Consider the following 20,458-nt stretch of genomic DNA (forward strand, 5'->3'; position numbering starts at 1 on the left):
GCCGGGCCGGGCCGGGCCCGAGGAGGCGGGGCCGGCCCGCCTCATGCCCTCTGCGGGGCGAGCACGATGTCGAACCGCACCCGCGACCACTCCGAGGAGGAGAGATCGCGCCCGTCCGGGGTCTCGGTGCCCGGCGGGCACACCTCGAAGTCCTTGACCAGGGAGGGCAGGACACCGAACACGGCGTCGCGGTCGAGGAGTTCGTCGCCGCGTACGAAGATGTGGGTGACCAGCGTACGCAGTCCGGACGCGGTGACCATGAAGTGCAGGTGTCCCGCTCGCATGGGGGACCGCCCCGTCGCGGCGAGCAGGGCACCGACCGGACCGTCGTGCGGTATGGGGTACGGCGTCGGAGTCAGCGCCCAGAACGCGTACCGCCCCTCGTCGTCGGTGAACAGATGCGCCCGCCCCGCCGTGCGGCCGTCCCCGTGCTGGACGTCGTACAGACCGTCCTCGTCCGCCTCCCACACCTCGATGCGGGCACCGGCCACCGGTGCGCCCCCGGTGTCCCTGACGGTTCCCTCGACCCAGCAAGGCTGTCCGCCCGCCCCGCCCGCGATGTCGCCGCCGGCCTCGACCGCCGGTGCGTCAGCGACGAAGAACGGCCCGAACACCGTGGCCTGCGTGGCGTCCCGGTGGGCCTCGTTGCCGACCGTGACGGTCTGCATCGAGGCGCCGAGGACGTCCGACAGCAGGATGAACTCCTGCCTGCGCTCATCGGTGACGGCCCCGACGGCGGTCAGGAACTCCACGGCCCGCCGCCACTCCTCCTCGGTGAGCCGGACCTCGCGCACGAACGCGTGCAGATGGCGGGTGAGGCTCTGCATAAGCTGCCGCAGCCGGTCGTCGGGCGCGTCGGCGAACGAGGCCACCACCCGGTCCGTGAGCTGCTGTTCCCGGGCCGCCTGCTCGGCGGACACCGCGGGGGCTGCGGACATCGTGTCACCTGCGGTCATGCGGGGTCATCTCCGTTCCACGCCGCCGTCAGGAGGCGTTCGAGCACGGCACGGGTCACCGGGGCCGGGTTGTCGGGAGGTACGACGGGCAGGATCAGGCCGGCCGCGGCGGAGACGTCCGCCCGCCTGAGTCCGACATCGCCCAGGGCCCGCGGGGCGTCCACCGCGCGCCGCAGCCGGTCGAGCCCCGCCAGGGCGCTGCCGGCGTCGAAGGCACGCGCCATGCGGGCCTGAGCCTCGGGTGCGTACGGTGCGTTCAGGGCCAGGACGTGCGGCAGCACGATGGCGTGGGTCTGTGCGTGCGGCAGCCGGTAGGCACCGCCGAGCACATGGCAGATCCTGTGGTGCAGTCCGGAGCCGGCCGAGGAGAACGCCACGGCCGACACATAGGCGCCGTACAGGGCCAGTTCCCGGCCCCTGAGATCCGCGGGCCCGGCGGTGACCAGCGGCAGCCCCTCGGCGAGCGCGCGGATCCCCTCCGCGGCCAGGGTGCGGTCGATCGGGTCGGAGCCCGGGCTCCACATCGAGTCGACGCAGTGGGCGACCGCGTTCAACCCCGAGGCCACGGACATCCCCACCGGCAGCGAGAGGGTGAGCTCCGCGTCGTAGACGACCGCCCTGGGCAGGACCCGGGGATCGCTGCCGGTCGTCTTGCGGGAACCGTCGGTCGTGCCCCACACCGCCGTCGCCTCGGAGCCGGCGTAGGTGGTCGGGACGGCCACCACCGGCAGGCCCGAGGCGAGCGCGACGGCCTTGGCCAGACCCGTCGCGGAACCGCCGCCGATGCTGACCACGGCATCCGCCCGCGCTTCGACCGCTGCCTGGTGGGCCCGCGCGGCCACCTCGGTGGGAACGTGCATGACGACCTCGTGGTGCCGCAGCGCCAGGGGCAGCCCGGCCGTGATCCGGTCGGCGGCGTCCCGCGCGGCGGGTGACGCGATCACCATGACACGGTGTGCGCCGAGCCGCTCGACCTCCTCGGCCACCGCGTCGGGCGCCGTCCCCGAACCGAAGCGCACCCGCTGCGGCCGGGTCTCGTGGACGAACCTCATGCCGTGCCACCGCGTCCAAGGATCCGTGACACGGCCACCAGCAGCGTCTGCGCCGGGTCGTCGGGCAGCCTCGCCGCACGCCACGCGATGTGCTTGTCGGGGCGGACGAGCAGTGCCCCGTCCTCCTCGACCTCGCGCAGCCGGGCCCAGTCGTAGTACAGGTCGGTGACGTCGCGGCCAGGACCGATCACGACGGTCGCCAGCTCGACGCCCAGCTCGGCCGCGGTCTTCGCCGCCGCTGCCGCCCACGCCTCGCCCGAGATGCCCGTCAGGAGGGTGAACCGGCCGTAGGGAGCCAGATCGTGCGTGGAGAGCTTGCGGGAGTTGTCCCCCACCCAGGCGTGCGGCAGGCGTGCGCCCGGCACCGTCGTGGGCTCGTAGAACAGCTCGGGATCGCGGGAGGGCGAGGGGCGCACCGAGCCGTCGGACAGCACCGCCTCGGAGGCGTAGAACTGGCCGAGTTCGACGCCGTGCGCGTTGAACTCGTAGTTCTTGACCTCCATGGCCTTCATGAGCGCCGCACGCTTGGCGGCACCGGCCGGGGTGTTCGCCTTGCGTTCCTCCATCTGCTCGACCATCTCGGCCTCGGTCATCCCGCCGTGGACGCCGAGGGCCTCGAAGAGCTGCACGAACTCCCGGCCTGACTGGTTGGCCCGCAGCACGATCTGCCGTGCGACGGGGGCGCGCTCGGCGGTGTACGTCTCCAGCAGGGAGGGCGCGGCCCGGCCGGCGAGCACGGCCGCGAGCTTCCATGCCAGGTTGTACGAGTCCTGCACGGAGGTGTTGGAGCCGAGGCCGTTGGACGGCGGGTGGCGGTGGACGGCGTCTCCGGCGCAGAAGACCCGGCCGGAGTGCAGCCGCGTCGCGTACATCTCGTTGTTGCCCCACAGTGACGTGCCGGTGATCTCGACCGCCAGGTCCGGCAGACCCAGCAGGTTGCGCACGATCCGGGTGGCCTCCGCCTCGTCGACGACCGGCGGCTCCTCGTCGATGTCGTAGCCCCACACCACCAGCCACTCGTTCCAGGGGCGCACCATGCGCACGAGACCGGCGCCGATGCCGCCGACGTCGGAACCGGGCTGGATCACCCAGTACAGGACGGAGGGCCGGTGGCCGACGTATTCGCTGATGTCGGCCTTGAAGGTGATGTTCATCGAACCCGCGATGTCCATCCTGCCCTCCATGGGCAGGGCGATGTCGGCGGCCACCTTCGACCGTGCACCGTCGGCGCCGATCAGGTACTTGGCGCGGATGGTGTACCGCTGACCGGTGAGGCGGTCGAGCACGTCGGCGTCGACACCGCCGGAGTCCTGGGTGTGGGAGAGGTACTCGGTGGAGAACCGGGTCTGCGTACCGCGGGCCGTCGCGTTCCTGACGAGGATCGGCTCCAGGTAGTTCTGCGGTATGTCGCAGGTGAGCGAGGGCGAGGCCAGGCGCTGGTCGGCCTCGCGGGCGGGGTGGGTGCCCCAGGCGAGGATGCGGCCGATCTCCTCCCCGGCGATCGAGGAGCAGAACACGGTGTCACCGATCAGCGCGTGCTCGGTCGCCTCGGCCAGCACCTCGTCCTCGATGCCGAGGTCGCGGAAGATCTCCATGGTGCGCTGGTTGGTGATGTGGGCCCGGGGCGTGTTCGCCGTCCACCGGTATTTGGTGATCAGGATGTTCGGGACGCCGAGCGTGGAGAGGAACAGCGCCGCCGACGCTCCGGCGGGCCCGGATCCGACGATCAGGACGTCCGTCTCCACGACGGTGCCGCCGGGCTCCGCCGTCGTGTGCCTGTCCTCGTCGACATCGGGCATGGAACGCCCCTCCTGTGTGCCCGGTCCGCCCGTCGGACCGGTATGGAACCGCAGTGTGGCGGACGGCCCCGGGGCCGCTGGAGGACCTGGCCGTGCCGTGGCGGAAACCGTCAGGCCGTGACGGTTTCCGCGTGGCGGGGCGCGGTTCGCGCGGCCGGTTCGCGCCGTCCGGCCGAGTGGGGCGGTGCGGGGGTGGTCAGGCCGCCACGGCAGCCGGCAGCCGGCAGCCGGCACCGAGGGGGCCCGGCTGCCGTGCGGTCAGGTCGTGCCGCGAGCGCCGCCGCGGGTTCGGCGGCGCACCGCGCCGGGTGGCGTGCCGGTGTGGGTGCGGTAGACCCGCGAGAAGTGCCCCACCGAGGTGAATCCGCAGCGCAGCGCGATCTGTTCCACCGACTCCGAGGACAGCGACGGCGCCCGGAGCAGCCGCTCGGCCAGCTCGATGCGGCGCTGCTGGACGTAGCGAGGCACGCTCGTGCCCATCTCGGCGAAGACCCGGGACAGGTGCCGCTCGCTCACCCCGATGCCCCGGGCGATGCGCGCCGCGGACAGGCCGGGCGAACGCAGCCTGGCCTGGATGAAGGCCTGGGCCGCCGCGTAGTGCGAGGTGGCCGGGCGGTTGGTGCCGCGTTCCAGCAGGGTGGAGACCAGGTCGAGCAGCGCGCCCTCGTCCGCACGGCCGTTCCCGCGCGGGCCCACCGCCCCGGCGACCGACCGGGCGAGGGCCTGGGCGTAGACGTTGACGTCGGCGGACCCGTCGAAGTCGACCACGACGGGCCTCGCGGGCACGGACCGGTCGCTGAGCTCGGCGAACACCGACTTGGGGATCTTGACGGCCAGTTCCTCCAGCCCCTGGGAGAAGCCGCGCATGAAGGGCCGGTCGACGTCGCAGAGCAGCAACTGGCCCGGCCGCACGGTGCGCACGCCCTCGTCGTGGTAGAAGAACGCCTCGCCGACGAGCGTGAAGTACAGGGCGACGGAGTCGGTGGGGGAGGCGCGGACGACGTCCGCGGTGCGTTCCACGACGTGCGAGGTGCCCTCCACATGGGCCAGGTGCAGCCGCTCCAACTGGAGGTTGACCTCCGTCGCCTCCAGCGCGGTGCCGGCGAGCGTCCGGCACCGCAGTGCGACGAGGGAGGCCGCGTTGTGCGCCTCCCACATCTCGATGCGCCGGCTCTCGGACAGGCCCCGGGTGCTGAACCGGACGGCGGCGGGCGCACCGACGGCGCCGCCGGCGGCCGAGGCTTCTGCTGCTGGCGAGGTGGGGCCTGTCATGGGTGCACTGTAGTGGGGCGAGCCCCGGGCCGCGGCCGGGCCGTGGCCGGTACGTGCAGACGGTGGGGCGCCCGGGCGAGCGGGCGGGATGGCCGCCGCTGCCGGCCGGACCGCGTCCAGTCCCTCAAGGGCGCGGGACCGGCGTAGCACGGTGTGTCCCTCAGCCGCGGGGAAGCGGGCGGCGCCGCAGGCGGAAAACCGGCCGGGACATGCCGGTTCGACGCCACCGACACCGCAGGGCGCACGAGCGGTGGACAGGTCGACGACGGGGACACGAGCCGGTGTCTCGGCTCCGACGTCTACCGGCCCGAAGCCGCGGTCCACGGCACCGGTTGGCGGATCTCGCTGCCCAACGCGCCGGCCACCGCCCGCTTCCGCACGACCACAGGCGTCGACGTGGCCGTCGCCGCGGCCGAGGGCGCGAGCCGCCACGCCGTGGTGACGCTGACGGCACGCTCCGTCAGCGGCCCGTCCCGGTCCGCGGTTTCGACCTGCACGGCCACCAGGTGGCCGTGGGGAGCGCATCCCGCGGGGTCCCGCCGCGCCACCGGCGCCGGGGCCCCGTCATGCCGCCCGCCGTGTGCCCCTCCACGCCGTCATATCCACTCATTCGGGTGATGTGCCAGGAACAAGGATCTTCTGCGGTGATGTGGGTATTTTCCTCACCAGCGACGCAGAAGGGTGAAGGCATGGGACCGTCACGCGCGTACTCCCGCGCCATCAGCGAGGGCCCGACTCCGGCCGATGCGGCGGGGGCACCCGGCCTGCCCTGCCCCAGCGGCTGGTCCGCGCTGGCCTTCTCCGACGAACTGCGCCCGGGCACGGTCCTCACCCGGCCCCTCGCGGGCCGGGACGTGGTCCTGTACCGCCGCAGCTCCGGGGCGATCCACGCCATCCACCCGTTCTGCCCGCACCTCGGGGCGCACCTGGGTCTGGCGAAGGTCGACGGCGACCACCTCGTGTGCCCGTTCCACTCCTTCGCCTTCGGTCCCGACGGTGCGTGTGCGCGGACCGCGTACAGCACTCCGCCGCCCGGCATCTCCCTCACCCCGCTGCCCGTGCAGGAGGCCAACGGCGCCGTGTTCGTCTGGCGGCACCACGACGGCCGGGAGCCGGACTGGTCGATCCCGCAGTGGCACACCATCGGCCGCCGGCCCGCCCGGCACAGCGCCTGGGAACTGGCGGGCCACGCCCAGGAGGTGATCGAGAACTCGGTGGACCTCGGGCACTTCGCCACCTTGCACGGTTGGGCCAAGGCCGAGATGGGCAGCCCGGTCAGCTACGACAAGTCGACCTTCCACGTGTCCATGAGGGCCCATGAACACGCCCCGCTGCTCGGCGACTTCGTGGTGGAGGTGGAGGTGGACGGGTTCGGGCTCGCCTGTCTGCACGCGGACATCCGCACCCCGCGGATCGGGCTCGACATGTGCACCATGGTGATGCCCACGGCGATCGCCCGCGGCCGCATGCAGTTCCGGCAGTTGAACCGCATCGCCTTCGCCGAACCGCACCGGCTGCCGAGGCCGCTGGCCAGGGCGGTGAGCAGGACGGCCGCCAGGCTGCTGGACGGTCCCATCTTCCGTTCGAGTTGCGCCTTCACCGCCGCCGACTTCCCGATCTGGCACCACAAGCGGTACCTCCAGCCCCCCGGCCTGGCCCGCGGCGACGGCCCCATCGGTGCGTTCCGGCACTGGGCGCGGCAGTTCTACCCCCCGCAGGAGGACGGCGACCGGCAGCCGGGCCCCGCCCCCCGGTAGACGCCCCGGCCTTGCGGCCGCAAGGCCGGGCCGTCACACGAGCCGGGGCCGGAGCCCCTCGGCGGTCTCCCGCAGCACGGGCAGGACGCGCTCGCGCATCTCCTGCTCGGACATCCGCTCCACGGTGGTGCCCACGTTGAGCGCCGCGATCGGGGTGCCGTCCCAGCGGTGCAGCGGCACCGCGATCGAGTGGAAGCCCGCCTCCACCTCGTGGGCGACGTACGCGTGGCCCGCCGACACCACCTCCCCGATCTTCGTCTCCAGCGCCGCCACCGCCTCCCCGCCCGGAGCCGAGTGGGCGGCCAGGTGCCGGTGGCGGCTTTCCTCGTCGAGCCCGCCGAGGAGGACCAGGCCCAGAGCCGACCGCAGGGCGGGCACCTGGAACCCGATGCCCTGTCCGATGGGCAGGGCGTGCCGCGGCAGCGCCCGTGCGACCATCACGGCCGCCGCGCCCGGCATCACGATCCCGCTCAGCGCGACGATGGCGATCACCCAGTGGCATGTGCCCATCGACGACGTTTCCTGCTACTGGTACGCCGGACTCTGCCGGGCGGCGGGTGTCAGGTGCTAGACCGAGCACTTCGGCGCCGCCGCCCCGGGACCCGGTGCCGGTCCGGGCGAGGAGGTCGAGCTCGTGCTGCGCCGGTCCGGAACGACCGTGGTGGCCGCTCCGGGGACGACGTTGCTCCAGGCCGTCCGCGACGCGGGGGTGACGATCGAGTCCGACTGCGAGGAGGGCTACTGCGGCATCTGCGAGACCCGCGTCCTGGAGGGCGAGCCGGACCACCGCGACGTCGTGCTCTCGAAGAAGGAACGGGCCGCGGGGCGGACGTTCATGCCCTGCGTGAGCCGTGCGTGCGGCAGCCGGCTCGTCCTGGACCTCTGACCGGCAGGCGGCACCGGCACCCAGTCGGTGCCCGCGCTCCGGCGGTGCCCGTCCCGGCTCCGTCCACGGGCGGGTGCCCGGTGAGCTGGTTACGCTCGTGCCGTGTAACTGAACTTCCGAGTGGATCCGCCGGCCCCGTCCCGGGCCGGCGGATCCGCCCGGGCGCACCAGGAGGTGTACGAGGTGGTCGACGCGAACCGCACCGAGGTCACGGTGGTGCAGCCGGGGGAGGGCGACACCGTCTCCCTTGCCGGATTCGGCGCCGTGTTCAAGCTGTCCAGCCGGACGAACGGCGGAGAGGTGGCGATCATCGAGCACCCCTTCGCGGTCGGCACGATCACCGCACCGCACCGGCACACCCGTGAGGACGAGCACTCGTTCGTGCTTGAGGGCGAGATCGGGTTCCGCTCCGACGACAGCGAGGTCGTCCTCGGACCAGGTGGCTACATCACCAAGCCGCGGGGGCAGATGCACGCCATGTGGAACGCCGGCAGCAGTCCCGGCCGCATCATCGAGGTCATCACTCCGGGAGGCTTCGAGGGCTACTTCCATGAGCTGGGCGAACTGCTCGCCGCGCACGCGGGCGGCCCCACCGGCCATGGGCCGAGCCTGCACGAGCTGCCGGAGTTCACGGAACTCGCCGAGAAGTACGGGCTCACCTACGGCGCGCCGGAGTGGCTGGGCGACATCGTGCGCAGATACGGCCTCAAGCCGCCCACGCACTGACGTCCGCACCGGGGCTCCGGCGTAGCCGTCGAGCAAGCCCCGGCGCCGGGGCCCGTGTCCCCGGTTCGGTCCGCGGCCGCGGCGGGCGGGGCCGGGGGTCAGCCGGTCGGTTCGGCGGGCCAGAGCGGTGCGGGGACGGCGAGGCCGAAGTCCTGTCCCCAGCGGTTGCGGCTGCTGACCTCGTGCACGGGGCGCCGGTTCGCGGCCACTGCCCACCGCCCTCGCGGATAGCCCATCGAGAGCATCGCGGTCATCCGCCAGCCCTCCTCGGTGGGCACCTGGAGCAGCTTCGTCACCTCTTCGGCCTCGTAGCGCAGCACCGTGGTGATGACGCTCCCGACCCCTTCCGCGCGTGCGGCGAGCATGGCGCTCCAGATGGCGGGATAGATGTTCGCGCCGCCGTGGTCGTCGACCGCGAACACGAACAGCAGCAGGGGTATCTCGGCGAAGTGCTCGGTGAAGTAGTCCCCGGACGCCTTGATCCGGCGCATCGTCTCGGCATGCGCCTGCGGGTCGTGCACCGGTGCCGCCAGCCGGCCGGCCTCGATGTCGGCGTACTCCCGTGCCCGGCAGCGCCGGTAGATGGTGGCGAGTTCCGCCTTCGTGGCCGGATCGTCGACGCCGAGGAAGTGCCAGCGCTGGGTGTTCCCGCCGTTGGGCGCCCGGATCGCGGCGTCCAGGGTCCGGGCCTGGGTCCGGAGCGGGATCGCATCGGGGTGGGTGCGGCGCATCATCCGCGTGGTGTACAGCGCTTCGTGGACGTCCATTGCCGACGCTCCTCGCGACTCGCGGCCGAAGGAGAACGGCCGGTGCGGCAGCGGGCGCGGGACCCGCGGGGGCCGGCCCGAGCCGGCCCCTCGACGATTATGCTCCGACTTACGTTACAGTCAATAATCGGAACGAAATGCGGAAGCGGAAGGGCGGGGGTGGGGGAGGGGGGCCGGGGAGAGGGGGGCCGGGGAGAGGGGATGTCGGGGAGCTGACAGCTCACCGGGTGCGCTCGGCCGTTCCGGTGGCGTGCCGCCCGGCGTCGTCCGTCTTGCGCGCGATCGCCGGCCACAGCACCGCGACCACCGCCTCGGGTATGTCCTCCTTGCTCTCGCCGCGGTAGAAGGCGGCGAAGTAGCTGCCGAAGCACATGGTGGCGATGGTGTGCTCGTCGATCTCCTCGCGCACCGCGCCGAGTTCGCGAAGTTGGGCGAGCGTGTTCTCGACCAGGGTGACGCGTGGTTCGACCGCGTGCCTGCGGAGGATCTCCAGCAGTTCCGGTGTGCGGTTCGCCTCGCCGGCGAAGTTGCCCATCAGCATCATCGCGTCCGGGTTGAAGTACGCGGGATCGAGGCGGCGGACGGCCTCGACGAGGGCCTCGCGCGGCTCCATACGGCTCAGGTCGAGCGCGTACATGTCGCGCTGTTTGCGGAAACCGTAGTCCAGCGCGTCGACGACCAGCTCGAACTTGCTGCTCCAGCGCCGGTAGAGGGTGGGGCGGCTGACCTTCGCGTCGGCCGCGATGTCCCCGATCGTCATGCGTGAGTAGCCGTCCTGGACGAGGCGGTTGCGGGTGGCCAGGATGATCGCCTCGTCGAGCGCGGCGTCGCGGGGGCGGCCGCCGGGGCGCGATCCTGCGGCGTCCGCGTGCTCGTTCGTCGCTGCGCGTGCTCGGGTCATGAACCCACCTCGTAGACGGTGCCGATCGCCATCATATCCAAGTCGTTACAAGGGCCGGCTGTTGCGTATAGGCTTTACATCGATTGATCGTAACGTAATTCACGAGTCGTGGGAGGACCGGTATGGCGCGCACAAGCAGGAGGATCGAGTTCCCCGGTTCCGAGGGCGCGCCGCTGGCCGCGCGCCTGGAACTGCCCGAGGGCCCGCCGCGCGCGTGCGCCGTCTTCGCGCACTGCTTCACCTGCGGCAAGGACGGGCTCGCGGCAGCCCGGATCTCGCGGGCACTCAGCGCCGGGGGGCTCGCCGTGCTCCGGTTCGACTTCACCGGTCTCGGCGACTCGGGCGGCGACTTCTCGCGGACGACGTTCAGCTCCAACGTCGAGGACCTGGTCCGCGCGGCGGAGTACCTGCGCGAGACCGTGGCGGCGCCGTCGGTGCTGATCGGGCACTCGCTCGGCGGAGCCGCGGTCCTCGCCGCGGCGAGCCGCATACCGGAGACCCGCGCCGTCGTCACGATCGGCGCCCCGGCCGACCCCGCGCACGTCACGAAGTCGCTCGGCGCGGCGCGCGCGGAGATCGAGGCGCTCGGCGCGGCGGAGGTGGACCTGGGCGGCCGCACCTTCCGGATCCGGCGCTCCTTCCTCGACGACCTCGCCGTGCAGCCGCAGTCCGGGCGCATCCGCCGGCTGGGTGTGCCGCTGCTGGTGCTGCACTCGCCGGTGGACCGGGTCGTCGAGGTGGACAACGCCCGGCTGATCTTCGACACCGCCCGGCACCCGAAGTCGTTCGTCGCGCTCGACGGCGCCGACCACCTGCTGACCTCGCGCGCCGACTCCGACTACGTCGCCGAGGTGCTGCGCGCCTGGGTCGGCCGGTACCTCCCCGTCCTGGAAGGGGCGGCGCCGCGGCGCGAAGAGCGGGTGCCGGGTCCGCGGCCGACCGCTGCCCGGGGCGGGAGCCGGGGCGCGTGCGAGGCCGCAGGACCGACGGGGCCTTGAACGCGGGGCGTGCCTTCGCCGTTCCGGGGCCCCGTCCGCGAGTTGCGTTACATAGCTTGACCGTAACTAAACAGGGGACGTAACGTCGGGCGTGCCGCGCACGGTGGCCGATCTGGCCGGCCACCTGGACCGAAATGACGGAAGGGAAGTCGACGATGACGACCGCACGGGAACTGATCGACCGGAGCATCCCGTTCCTCGGCGAGGTGAAGAACCGCACCGCGGGCGCGGAGCTGGAGACCTGGCTGAACGACACCTACGGACCCGGCAGCGGGCTGTACGAGGACCTCGCCCGCATGATCAAGGACGGCGTCCGCGCGGGCTGGGCGGCGAACGTGGAGGTGGAGGGCCGCAAGTACCGGCGCAGCCGCATCGCCGAGCCGCGCGAGGACCTGCACTACTTCAGCATCACGGCCGTCTACATGAACAGTGCCGAGCCGTTCCGCGGGCAGTACCACCAGCACCCGTACGGAGAACTCAACCTCGTGGTCCCGCTGGACGCGGACGCCCGGCTGATGGGGCCGCGCGGCTGGAGCGGACCGGGCTGGACGGCCCCCGGGCCGGGCAGCCACCACTACCCGGAGGTCAAGGGCGGCGCGCTCATCGCGCTGTTCTACCTGCCGGCGGGCCGCATCTCGTACGACATCACCGCGCCGGCCGCCTGACGCCCCGGGGGATGGAGGTGCCTTGGACACCGTGACGACGATCGAGGACGCGCTGCTCACCCGGCGCAGTTGCCGGGCTTTCCTGCCCACACCGGTGCCGCGCGCGCAGGTCGAGCGGCTGCTCTCGCTGGCGGCCAGGTCGGCCAGCAACTCCAACTGCCAGCCCTGGCAGGTGCACGTGCTGACCGGCGCCGCGAAGCGGGCACTGACCGCGGACCTGCTGCGGGCGCACGACGCGGAGCGCAGGGCCGAGGCCGGTGAGTTCGACTACCAGCCGCGCGCGGACCAGTGGCCCGAGCCCTTCCGCGCGCGCCGCCGCAGGTTCGGCGAGAGCCTGTACCGCGACACGCTCGGCATCGCGGTGGACGACACCACCGGCCGCCGCGGACACCACCGGCGCAACTACGACTTCTTCGGCGCGCCGGTGGGGATCATCCTCACCGTCAGTCGCGCCCCCCTCCAGGGCGCTCTGGTGGACGCCGGCCTGTTCCTCCAGGCGCTGATGCTGGCCGCTCGTGGGGCGGGGCTGCACACGTGCGCCCAGGCTTCGCTGATCGACTTCCATCCGGTGCTGCGCAGGCACCTGGCGATCGCCGACGACCATGTGGTCGTGTGCGGCCTCGCGCTGGGGCACGCCGACGAGGGCCACCGCCTCAGCGCCCATCGGACCACCCGTGAGTCGGTCGCGTCGTTCGCGGCCTTCTACGACTCCGCGTCCTACGATTCCGGCGTGGCACCCGGAGCGGATTCGGCATGAGCGGCGCGGGTGCGGTCGCGGTCGCGGTCGAGCGGGATCTGGCGTACGCGAGCGTCGACGGCAGCGAGCTGCGCCTCGACGTCTACCGCCCCGCCGAGCCGGACACCCCGGTCGTCGTGTACGTGCACGGCGGCGGGTGGACCCGGGGCGACAGGCGCACGGACGGCACCGGGCGGCTGGCGCCCCTGGCCGCCCACGGCGTGACCGTGGTCGCGGTCGACTACCGCCTGGCTCCGCACGCGGTGTTCCCGATGCAGTTGCACGACCTCAAGGGCGCCGTGCGATGGCTGCGCGCCCACGGTCCGCGTCTTGGCCTCGCCACCGGGCGGCTCGGCATCTGGGGGGCTTCCGCGGGAGCGTACCTGGGGTCGCTGCTCGCCCTCTCCGAAGGCGACGGCGTGCTGGAGGGCACGGTCGGCGGAAACCTCGAACAGCCCAGCGGGGTGCAGGCCGTGGTGCACTGGTTCGGCCAGGCGGACCTCGTGGCGTCGGCGGCGCGCAGCGAGGTGGAGGCGCGGCTCCTGCCCTTCCGGTTCGAGGCGGATCTGCTGGGCACCGACGATCCGGCGGAGCTGGCGGAGCGGGCCCGTGGGCTGAGCCTGCTGTCGCGGGCGTCGCCCGAGGCGCCCCCGTTCCTGATCGCCCATGGCGACCGCGACCGGGTGGTGCCCGTCTCGGAGGGCCTGTCGCTGCACCGGGCACTGGGTCACGCCGGCGCCCGCAGCCGCTTCGAGCTGCTGGCCGGTGCCGGGCACGAGGACGCGGAGTTCGACGGCCCCGCCACGCTCGCGATCACGGCAGCCTGGCTCCGGGCGGTGCTGGCCTGACCCTGCCCGGCGGCAGGGCCGCTGCCGAACGCGCCGCCGTTTCGGCGGCCTTCGCCGGGCGCGACGGCACGCGGCGCGCGCTCGCGCCGGCCGATGCCGCCCGATGGCGCAACGGCGAGGTGTGGCACCCGTCCGCAGCGGGGAGACCGGTGACGACCGGGTGGGTACGGACGGAGGGGGGAGCTGCCGTACGCGGTCGGTGCGCCACCGGTCGGGGTGATGCCCGAGAAGCTTATGGCGGCCCGGCCCCGGGGGCGTCAGCGGTGGCATTACCGAACCCTTACGCGTGCGCCGGTGCGGCCGGGGTGGGCGGGAGTGCCCGGTGCCGCGCCCGGCCGCGCCGATGCCGCACCGGTCACGACCGCCCGGCGAACGGGCCCCGATCCCAGGAGGATGCCGCCTTGTCCACCTTCGTCGTCTTCGACCTGGAGTTCACCTCGTGGGCGGGAGCACTCGAACAGGACTGGTCGGCACCCGGGCAGCTCCGTGAGATCGTGCAGATCGGCGCCCTGCGGCTGGGCGAGGACTGTTCCGTCGTCGAGGAGTACGAGGCGCTGGTGCGGCCCGTGGCCAACCCGCGGCTGTCCGCCTACTTCACCGAACTCACCGGCATCGACCAGGCGGCGGTGGACCGGGACGGACTCCCCGCGGCACGGGCGCTCGGCGACTTCCTGGAGTTCTGCCAGGGGCAGTCCGTCCTCTCCTACGGCAACGACATGGTCGTCCTCGGAGAGAACGCGGGGTGGGCGCGCGCTCGCGGTGAAGAGCTCAGGAGCGGCTTCCTCGGGGCCGGCTTCCTGAACATCCGGCCCTGGCTGAACGCCGTCGCACCGGTGACGGCACCGGTCAACGTGGGCCGGCTGTGGCACGTACTCGGCCTGCCCAGGCCCGCGGTCGCCGGGCAGGAGCATTCCGCGCTCTTCGACTGCCATTCCCTCGCCGCGGCCCTCGGACATCTGCGGGCGACGGGGACCGCCCTGCCTGAGGGGTGCTTCTAGCTCCTCCCGCACGCACTCCCGCGGTGCCGGGCGCCGCTCGTGCCGACGGCGAGGCCGAGCAACTCCAAAGAGCGGTTTCCGTTCCCGACGCCCTCCGTGTACGTTCAGTATGTCGAACGGACCCTCCGGGGCGGTCGTACGCTGAACCGAACAATGCCGGCGGGTGAAGGAGTCCCGAGTGAAGTCCCCCAGCAGTTCCATCCGGGACGTTCTTGCGGCCAACCTCAAGCGGGAGAGGACGCGCCGGGGGCTGTCGCTCTCCAAGCTCTCCCAACTGTCCAGGATCGGCAAGGCCACCCTCTCGCAACTGGAGTCGGCGACCGGGAACCCCACCATCGAGACGGTGTTCAGCCTCTCGCGCGCACTGGACGTGCCCATCTCCGACCTGATGGACACCCGGTACTCGGACGCCGTGACCGTGGTGCGCGCCGAGGAGACCGAGGTGCTCAGCGGGGCCGGCGTCGACCTGCGTGCGCTGGACCGCATCGAGGCGGGCGGCGTCATCATGGAGGTCTACGACCAGCAGGTACGCGCGGGATGCGAGCAGCACTCGCTCGGCCACGCGGGCACGGAGCACACCGTCGTGCAGTCCGGCATGCTGCTCGCCGAGGTCGACGGGCGCCGGGTGGAACTCGGCCCGGGCGACTACATCGCCTTCGACGGCCGGCTGCCGCACACGTACGCGGCCCCCGAGGGCGCGGTCCGCTCCGTCCTCGTGCTGCACTACCGATCGGGGCACGAGAAGCTCAAGGACCCCCCGCACTAAGGGGCCCCCTCGGGCGCACCCGGGCCAGCCCGCCGGCCCCGACCGCCCCGCCGTGGAGCCGTTGACACCTCACACCTGCGGTCCCTAGCCTGAAATCGTTCGCTATACAGAACGGAGGCGGGCGGGTGCACCGAACGAGAGCGGTGGTGCTGGGCGCCGGCATCATCGGCGCCGCCTGTGCCCGCGAACTCGCCGTGGCGGGGCTCGACGTCCTCGTGCTCGACCGGGGCGGCGCCGCGGCGGCCACCACGGCGCACGGTGAGGGCAACATCCTCGTCTCCGACAAGGGCCCGGGACCCGAGCTGGATCTCGCCCTGCTGTCGCGGCGGTTGTGGCCCGAGGTACTGGCGGACATCGCCGCCCGAAGCGCCGGACGCCCGCCCCGCCCCGCGTCCGATCAGGCCGCCCCGCCCGCCACGCGCGCCGCGGAGTGGGAGCCCAAGGGCGGCATCGTCGTGGCGACCACTGCCGAAGGCGCCGAGGGACTCACCCGGTTCGCCGCCGGGCAGCGCGCCGCGGGCGTCCGCGCCGAGGCCATGGACCCACACGAGCTGCGCGCCGCCGAGCCCTTTGTGACCGACCGCCACACAGCCGCGCTGCACTACCCCGACGACGCCCAGGTGCAGCCCTCCGGCGCCGCCCTCGTACTGCTCCGCGACGCCCTGGCGCACGGGGCCGAACTGCTCACCGGGCACGAGGTACTGGGCGCCGTCACCCGCGCGGGGCGGCTCGTCGCGGTGCGCACCGCGAGGGGGCCGGTCGGCGGGGACGTGTTCGTCAACGCGACCGGGCCCTGGTCCGGCGAGGTGTCCGCCCGCCTGGGCGCGCCCGTGGACATCCGGCCGCGCCGCGGCGAGATCCTGGTGACCACGCCGCTGCCGCCCACCGTCTTCCACAAGGTGTACGACGCCGACTACGTGGGTGCCGTCGGCAGCGCCGACACCGGGCTCCAGACCTCGGCCGTGGTCGAGGCGACCCGCGGCGGCAGCATCCTGCTCGGCTCCTCGCGGCGGCACGCCGGCTTCGACGACCGGTTGCGCCCCGAAGTGCTCTCCGCCGTCGCCGCCACCGCGCTCCGCCTCTTCCCCGCGCTCGCGGACGTCCCGGTGATGCGGGCCTACGGCGGCTTCCGGCCCTATGTGCCCGACCACCTGCCCGTCATCGGCGCCGACCCGCGGCTCGCCGGGCTGTGGCACGCGGGCGGCCACGAGGGCGCCGGCATCGGCCTGTCCGTGGGCACCGCCCGGCTGCTGCGCGAGCTGCTGCTCGGCGACCGGCCGAGCCTGGACGCCGATCCGTTCCGGGTGGACCGGCCTGCCGTCCTCGGCACTTCGGACGGCGCCCGGGACACCCACGCCGGCAGCACCGGCCCACCGGATTCGACCGGCACGCCGGCACAGGCCGGGGCATCGGGTCCGGCCGCGGTGGCGGATCCGGACCAGGCCGCAGCACGGAACATGACCGAGGAGGGAGCATGAGCCCAAGACTCGTACCCGCGCGGGACGACTCCGTGCGCCGCACGGACCATCCGCTGACCGTCACCGTGGACGGGGAACCGGTGCCCGGCATCGCGGGCCAGACGCTGGCCGGGGTGCTGCTCGCGGCGGGCCGCACCGCCTGGCGCACCGCGGGCAGCGGCGCGCCGCGCGGCGTGTTCTGCGGCATCGGCGTCTGCTTCGACTGCCTGGTCACCGTGAACGGCGAGCGTGACGTGCGCGCCTGCACCCGCCGCGCCCACGACGGCGACGCCGTGACCACCCAGTCGCGCAGGTCCGGGGACCCGGGCGACGCCCGCGCGGGGGAGCGGCCGTGAGGCGCCGCTCGGTGGTCGTGGTGGGCGCCGGCCCCGCCGGGCTCGCCGCCGCGGACACCGCGCTGGCGGCGGGCGCCGACGTCACCCTCGTCGACTCCGCGGAGCGGCCCGGCGGCCAGTACCACCGCATGCTGCCCGACGCCTATGGGGCTCGCGCCCCCGAGGCCGTCCAGCACGGCTACCGCTCCTTCGAACGCCGTGTGCGCCGTGTGCTCGACCACCCGCGCTGCTCCTGGTGGGCGGGTGCCGAGGTCTGGGCACTGGAACGCCGCGACCCGGGTGGCGCGGCCCCGGCCGCACCGGCCCCGTCCTGCCCGCCGCCCAAGGTGCACGTCCTCGCGCCCGCGCCGGGCGGCGGCCCGCGGCGGCGCCATGTACTCGAACCCGACGCGCTCGTCCTCGCCACGGGCGCGCACGACCGCGTCCTGCCCTTCCCCGGTTGGGACCTGCCCGGTGTCTGCACCGCGGGCGCCGCCCAGGCGCTCGCCAAGGGAGAGCGGGTGGTCGTCGGGGACCGCGTGGTCGTCGCGGGCACCGGGCCCTTCCTGCTGCCGGTCGCCGTGTCCCTGCTGGAGGCCGGGTCCACCGTGGTCGAGGTGGTCGAGGCCGGCGCCCGCGCCCGGGTGGCGCGCGGCTGGCTCGGCCGCCCCTGGGAACTGGGCGCACAGGCGGGCAAGGCCGGCGAACTCCTCGCGCTGACCGGTGTGCTCGCCCGCCACCGGGTGCCGTACCGCTTCGGCAGGGCCGTCGTGGCCGCGCGCGGCGACGGCCGCGTCGAGGAGGTGGTGACCGCGGCGGTGCGCGCCGACTGGTCCGTGGTGCCCGGCACCGAGCGGGCCGCGGCGGTCGACGTCGTGTGCGTCGGGCACGGCTTCACGCCTCGGCTGGAGCTCCCGGTGGCCGCCGGGTGCGCCCTGCGCCCCGGGCCGCGGGGCACGTCCGAGGTGTACGTCGACGTGGACGACGACCAGGCCACGAGCAGCCCGGGCGTGTACGCGTGCGGTGAGATCACCGGCGTCGCCGGGGCGCCCGCCGCCCGTACCGAGGGCGCGCTCGCCGGCTGGCTCGCCGCCGGCGGCGCACCCCGGGCAGGTGCCGTACGGGCCCTGCGCAGACGCCGCGACCAGGGCCGGGCCTTCGCCCGGCGGCTCGCTCACGCCCACCCCGTCGGTGCCGCCTGGCCCGGCTGGCTCCGTCCGGACACCGTCGTCTGCCGCTGCGAGGAGACCGACTACGCCACCGTGTGCGCGGCGGCCCAGGATCCGACGGCCACCGAGGCACGGGCGGCCAAGCTGGCGACCCGGGCCGGCCTCGGCCCGTGCCAGGGCCGCGTCTGCGGACCGACCATCGCAGAACTGCGGCACCGCCACGGCACCGGGCAGCCCCCTGCCGGGCCCACCGACCCCGGGTCCCACCACCGGCCCCTCGCCCAGCCCATCAGGCTCGGCGAACTCGCCAGGCCGCCGGCGCCGCCGGCCCCCGACCGTCCCGACCTGGCGCATCTTCCCCCTGAGGAGAGCGGTTCATGACCACGAGCACACCCCGCCCGCACGCACTGACCGGAGTCGTCGTCGCGACGGCACTGCCCTACCGGGAGGACCCGAAGGCGCCGGCCGGCCTCGCCGTCGACTACGACCGCTACGCGGAGCACTGCCGCTGGCTGGTGGACAACGGCTGCGACGGCGTCGGCCCCAACGGCTCCCTCGGCGAGTACTCGTCGCTCACCGACGAGGAGCGCCGTCGTGTGGCGCGCACCGCGATCGAGGCGGTCGCGGGGCACGGCAAGGTCGTCGTCGGCGTGCACGGCGTCGGCTCGCACCAGGCCGCGCACTGGGCCGAGGTCGCCGCGGAGGACGGGGCCGACGGGGTGCTCTGCCTGCCGCCCACGATGTACCGCGCCAACCCGGGCGAGGTCGTGGCGCACTTCGAGGCGGTGGCCGCCGTCGGCCTGCCCGTGATGGTCTACAACAACCCGTTCGACACCAAGGTGGACCTCACGCCGGATCTGCTCGCCGAGATCGCCTCCATCGACAACGTCCAGGCGGTCAAGGAGTTCTCCGGCGATGTGCGCCGGGTGCTGGAGATCAAGGAGAAGGCGCCCTCGCTGGACGTCGTCGGCGGCGCCGACGACGTCGTCCTTGAGAGTCTGGTGATGGGTGCGACGGGCTGGTTCGCCGGCTTCCCCAACGTCTTCCCCGCCGAGTCCGCGGAGCTGTTCCGGCTGGCCCGCGAGGGTCGCGTCGCCGAGGCCCGTGCACTGTACGAGCCGCTGGTGGCCGCGTTCCGCTGGGACTCCAGGACCGAGTTCGTGCAGGCCATCAAGCTGGGCATGGAGATGGTGGGCCGGTTCGGCGGACCCTGCCGGCCGCCGCGCGGCCCGCTGGTGCCCGCGCACCGGGAGCAGGTGACGGGGGAGATGCGGCGCGCGATCGAGGCCGTCGGGGCACGGAACGCGGAGCAGGCCGCCTGATGCGCAGCGCCCGCGCGATCAGCGCCGTCGACTCGCACACGGAGGGCATGCCCACCAGGGTCGTCACCGGGGGGGTGCCGCCGATCCCCGGCGCCACCATGGCGGAGCGCCGTGCCCACGCCGTCGAGCACCTGGACGGTCTGCGGCGCTTCCTCATGGACGAACCGCGCGGGCATCCGGCGATGAGCGGCGCGCTGCTCCAGCCGCCGACCCGCCCCGACGCGGACTGGGGCGTCGTCTACATCGAGGTCAGCGGCTTCCTGCCGATGTGCGGGCACGGCACGGTGGGGGTGGCGACGGTCCTGGTGGAGACCGGGATGGTCGCCGTGACCGAGCCTACGACCGTGGTGCGCCTCGACACGCCCGCCGGTCTCGTGGAGGCCAGGGTCGCGGTGCGCGACGGGGTCGCCGAGCAGGTCACCCTGCGCAACGTGGACGCCTTCGCGCTCGAACTCGACGCGAAGGTCTCCGTACCCGGCATCGGCGAGGTCACCTACGACATGGCCTACGGCGGGAACTTCTACGCCATCGTGGACCTGGCGAGCGTCGGCCTGCCGTTCGACCGGGCGCGCAAGGACGACATCCTCGCCGCGGGCCTCGCCATCTCGCGGGCCGTGGACGAGCAGAACCCGCCGCGGCACCCCGCCGACCCGCACATCAGGGGCTGCAAGCACGTGCAGTTCCTGGCACCGGGATCCGACGCCCGGCACTCGCGCAACGCGATGGCGATCAGGCCGGGATGGTTCGACCGTTCGCCGTGCGGCACCGGCACCTGCGCGCGCATGGCGCAGTTGTACGCGCGCGGAGAACTGGCGCTCGGGGCGGAGTTCGTCAACGAGTCCTTCATCGGCACCCGGTTCACCGGACGCCTGGTGGACACCGCCGAGGTCGCGGGCGTGCCCGCGGTGGTGCCCGAGTTCTCCGGGCGCGCATGGATCACGGGGACGGCCACGTACCTGCTCGATCCCGACGATCCGTTCCCCGAGGGCTTCGTCCTCTAGGCGTGCCGCCTCCGAGCGCGCGGGCGGCACGGGCGGTGTCCCTCGTG

At 73.6% G+C, this 20,458-nt stretch carries 22 protein-coding genes; 15 read left to right on the forward strand and 7 right to left on the reverse strand.

The genetic code is table 11. From position 1 onward, the window contains the following. Window positions 1–41: 41 nt before the first annotated feature. From IE313_RS03805 to IE313_RS03820, 4 genes are all read right to left on the reverse strand, one after another. On the reverse strand, window positions 42–956 hold the full coding sequence (locus IE313_RS03805) for a hydroxyquinol 1,2-dioxygenase (protein WP_229924360.1): 915 nt from the start codon (window positions 954–956) through the stop codon (window positions 42–44). Next, complete coding sequence (locus IE313_RS03810; RefSeq protein WP_189929447.1) at window positions 953–2,008, reverse strand: maleylacetate reductase; 1,056 nt, start codon at window positions 2,006–2,008, stop codon at window positions 953–955. The genes IE313_RS03805 and IE313_RS03810 overlap by 4 nt, the downstream gene beginning before the upstream one ends. Beyond that, on the reverse strand, window positions 2,005–3,807 hold the full coding sequence (locus tag IE313_RS03815; RefSeq protein ID WP_189929448.1) for an FAD-dependent oxidoreductase: 1,803 nt from the start codon (window positions 3,805–3,807) through the stop codon (window positions 2,005–2,007). The genes IE313_RS03810 and IE313_RS03815 overlap by 4 nt, the downstream gene beginning before the upstream one ends. Window positions 3,808–4,065: 258 nt before the next feature. Beyond that, the gene (locus IE313_RS03820; RefSeq protein WP_229924361.1) at window positions 4,066–5,079 is read right to left on the reverse strand and encodes a helix-turn-helix domain-containing protein; all 1,014 of its coding nucleotides are present in this window, start codon (window positions 5,077–5,079) and stop codon (window positions 4,066–4,068) included. Window positions 5,080–5,232: 153 nt separating this feature from the next. Between IE313_RS03820 and IE313_RS36670 the strand changes: the two genes are divergently transcribed. Then, window positions 5,233–5,697 (forward strand): hypothetical protein, encoded by a 465-nt coding sequence (locus IE313_RS36670; RefSeq protein ID WP_506005225.1) that lies wholly within the window; start codon window positions 5,233–5,235, stop codon window positions 5,695–5,697. A gap of 71 nt (window positions 5,698–5,768) precedes the next feature. After that, window positions 5,769–6,836, forward strand: coding sequence for a Rieske 2Fe-2S domain-containing protein (locus IE313_RS03830; RefSeq protein WP_189929450.1), 1,068 nt, complete (start codon window positions 5,769–5,771; stop codon window positions 6,834–6,836). 33 nt (window positions 6,837–6,869) lie between these two features. On the opposite strand, the gene IE313_RS03835 is transcribed toward IE313_RS03830, so the two are convergent. Further along, complete coding sequence (locus IE313_RS03835; RefSeq protein WP_189929451.1) at window positions 6,870–7,346, reverse strand: IclR family transcriptional regulator domain-containing protein; 477 nt, start codon at window positions 7,344–7,346, stop codon at window positions 6,870–6,872. A gap of 124 nt (window positions 7,347–7,470) precedes the next feature. Here IE313_RS03835 and IE313_RS03840 point away from each other — a divergent pair, with 124 nt between their 5' ends. Together IE313_RS03840 and IE313_RS03845 are read left to right on the forward strand one after the other, a co-directional pair. Further along, window positions 7,471–7,722: a 2Fe-2S iron-sulfur cluster-binding protein gene (locus IE313_RS03840; RefSeq protein WP_189929452.1), complete on the forward strand. Its 252-nt coding sequence runs from the start codon at window positions 7,471–7,473 to the stop codon at window positions 7,720–7,722. Window positions 7,723–7,905: 183 nt separating this feature from the next. Then, entirely contained in the window at window positions 7,906–8,448 is a 543-nt protein-coding gene (locus IE313_RS03845) for a cupin domain-containing protein (protein ID WP_189929453.1), read from the forward strand. A gap of 98 nt (window positions 8,449–8,546) precedes the next feature. Here IE313_RS03845 and IE313_RS03850 read toward each other — a convergent pair whose 3' ends face one another. Continuing rightward, window positions 8,547–9,215: a nitroreductase family protein gene (locus IE313_RS03850; protein WP_189929454.1), complete on the reverse strand. Its 669-nt coding sequence runs from the start codon at window positions 9,213–9,215 to the stop codon at window positions 8,547–8,549. Window positions 9,216–9,435: 220 nt separating this feature from the next. After that, a complete protein-coding gene (locus IE313_RS03855; RefSeq protein WP_189929455.1) occupies window positions 9,436–10,116 on the reverse strand; it encodes a TetR/AcrR family transcriptional regulator in 681 nt (226 codons plus the stop codon). A 122-nt stretch (window positions 10,117–10,238) separates the two neighbouring features. On the opposite strand from IE313_RS03855, the gene IE313_RS03860 reads away from it, so the two are divergent. The 11 genes from IE313_RS03860 to IE313_RS03910 all read left to right on the forward strand — a co-directional run bounded on the left by IE313_RS03860 (window position 10,239) and on the right by IE313_RS03910 (window position 20,411). Then, window positions 10,239–11,114, forward strand: a complete 876-nt coding sequence (locus tag IE313_RS03860) for an alpha/beta hydrolase family protein (RefSeq protein ID WP_189929456.1) — start codon at window positions 10,239–10,241, stop codon at window positions 11,112–11,114. Between the two features lie 155 nt (window positions 11,115–11,269). After that, the gene (locus tag IE313_RS03865; protein ID WP_189929457.1) at window positions 11,270–11,779 is read left to right on the forward strand and encodes a DUF4863 family protein; all 510 of its coding nucleotides are present in this window, start codon (window positions 11,270–11,272) and stop codon (window positions 11,777–11,779) included. A 31-nt stretch (window positions 11,780–11,810) separates the two neighbouring features. After that, window positions 11,811–12,536, forward strand: a complete 726-nt coding sequence (locus tag IE313_RS03870) for a nitroreductase (RefSeq protein ID WP_229924402.1) — start codon at window positions 11,811–11,813, stop codon at window positions 12,534–12,536. Beyond that, on the forward strand, window positions 12,533–13,363 hold the full coding sequence (locus IE313_RS03875; RefSeq protein ID WP_189929459.1) for an alpha/beta hydrolase: 831 nt from the start codon (window positions 12,533–12,535) through the stop codon (window positions 13,361–13,363). The genes IE313_RS03870 and IE313_RS03875 overlap by 4 nt, the downstream gene beginning before the upstream one ends. 401 nt (window positions 13,364–13,764) lie before the next feature. After that, entirely contained in the window at window positions 13,765–14,361 is a 597-nt protein-coding gene (locus IE313_RS03880; RefSeq protein ID WP_189929460.1) for a 3'-5' exonuclease, read from the forward strand. 178 nt (window positions 14,362–14,539) lie between these two features. Further along, window positions 14,540–15,127 carry a helix-turn-helix domain-containing protein gene (locus IE313_RS03885; protein WP_189929461.1) on the forward strand — a complete coding sequence of 196 codons (588 nt, stop codon included), beginning with the start codon at window positions 14,540–14,542 and terminating at the stop codon, window positions 15,125–15,127. A 125-nt stretch (window positions 15,128–15,252) separates the two neighbouring features. Beyond that, window positions 15,253–16,605, forward strand: coding sequence for an NAD(P)/FAD-dependent oxidoreductase (locus IE313_RS03890; protein WP_189929462.1), 1,353 nt, complete (start codon window positions 15,253–15,255; stop codon window positions 16,603–16,605). Beyond that, window positions 16,602–16,940, forward strand: coding sequence for a (2Fe-2S)-binding protein (locus tag IE313_RS03895; RefSeq protein ID WP_189929463.1), 339 nt, complete (start codon window positions 16,602–16,604; stop codon window positions 16,938–16,940). Before IE313_RS03890 ends, IE313_RS03895 begins: the two co-directional genes overlap by 4 nt. Beyond that, complete coding sequence (locus IE313_RS03900) at window positions 16,937–18,469, forward strand: FAD/NAD(P)-dependent oxidoreductase (RefSeq protein ID WP_189929464.1); 1,533 nt, start codon at window positions 16,937–16,939, stop codon at window positions 18,467–18,469. Before IE313_RS03895 ends, IE313_RS03900 begins: the two co-directional genes overlap by 4 nt. Further along, complete coding sequence (locus IE313_RS03905; RefSeq protein ID WP_189929465.1) at window positions 18,466–19,410, forward strand: dihydrodipicolinate synthase family protein; 945 nt, start codon at window positions 18,466–18,468, stop codon at window positions 19,408–19,410. The genes IE313_RS03900 and IE313_RS03905 overlap by 4 nt, the downstream gene beginning before the upstream one ends. After that, entirely contained in the window at window positions 19,410–20,411 is a 1,002-nt protein-coding gene (locus IE313_RS03910) for a proline racemase family protein (protein WP_189929466.1), read from the forward strand. The genes IE313_RS03905 and IE313_RS03910 overlap by 1 nt, the downstream gene beginning before the upstream one ends. Window positions 20,412–20,458: the final 47 nt, after the last annotated feature.

Origin of the sequence: Streptomyces sulfonofaciens (assembly GCF_014656295.1) — a bacterium.
Classification (GTDB): Bacteria; Actinomycetota; Actinomycetes; order Streptomycetales; family Streptomycetaceae; genus Streptomyces; species Streptomyces sulfonofaciens.

Coding starts and splice junctions, on each gene's coding strand:
- IE313_RS03905 (WP_189929465.1), top strand. CDS start 18,466: ATGACCACGAGCACACCCCGCCCGCACGCACTGACCGGAGTCGTCGTC.
- IE313_RS03830 (WP_189929450.1), top strand. CDS start 5,769: ATGGGACCGTCACGCGCGTACTCCCGCGCCATCAGCGAGGGCCCGACT.
- IE313_RS03865 (WP_189929457.1), top strand. CDS start 11,270: ATGACGACCGCACGGGAACTGATCGACCGGAGCATCCCGTTCCTCGGC.
- IE313_RS03875 (WP_189929459.1), top strand. CDS start 12,533: ATGAGCGGCGCGGGTGCGGTCGCGGTCGCGGTCGAGCGGGATCTGGCG.
- IE313_RS03855 (WP_189929455.1), bottom strand. CDS start 10,116: ATGACCCGAGCACGCGCAGCGACGAACGAGCACGCGGACGCCGCAGGA.
- IE313_RS03860 (WP_189929456.1), top strand. CDS start 10,239: ATGGCGCGCACAAGCAGGAGGATCGAGTTCCCCGGTTCCGAGGGCGCG.
- IE313_RS03835 (WP_189929451.1), bottom strand. CDS start 7,346: ATGGGCACATGCCACTGGGTGATCGCCATCGTCGCGCTGAGCGGGATC.
- IE313_RS03895 (WP_189929463.1), top strand. CDS start 16,602: ATGAGCCCAAGACTCGTACCCGCGCGGGACGACTCCGTGCGCCGCACG.
- IE313_RS03815 (WP_189929448.1), bottom strand. CDS start 3,807: ATGCCCGATGTCGACGAGGACAGGCACACGACGGCGGAGCCCGGCGGC.
- IE313_RS03850 (WP_189929454.1), bottom strand. CDS start 9,215: ATGGACGTCCACGAAGCGCTGTACACCACGCGGATGATGCGCCGCACC.
- IE313_RS03910 (WP_189929466.1), top strand. CDS start 19,410: ATGCGCAGCGCCCGCGCGATCAGCGCCGTCGACTCGCACACGGAGGGC.
- IE313_RS03820 (WP_229924361.1), bottom strand. CDS start 5,079: ATGACAGGCCCCACCTCGCCAGCAGCAGAAGCCTCGGCCGCCGGCGGC.
- IE313_RS03805 (WP_229924360.1), bottom strand. CDS start 956: ATGACCGCAGGTGACACGATGTCCGCAGCCCCCGCGGTGTCCGCCGAG.
- IE313_RS03810 (WP_189929447.1), bottom strand. CDS start 2,008: ATGAGGTTCGTCCACGAGACCCGGCCGCAGCGGGTGCGCTTCGGTTCG.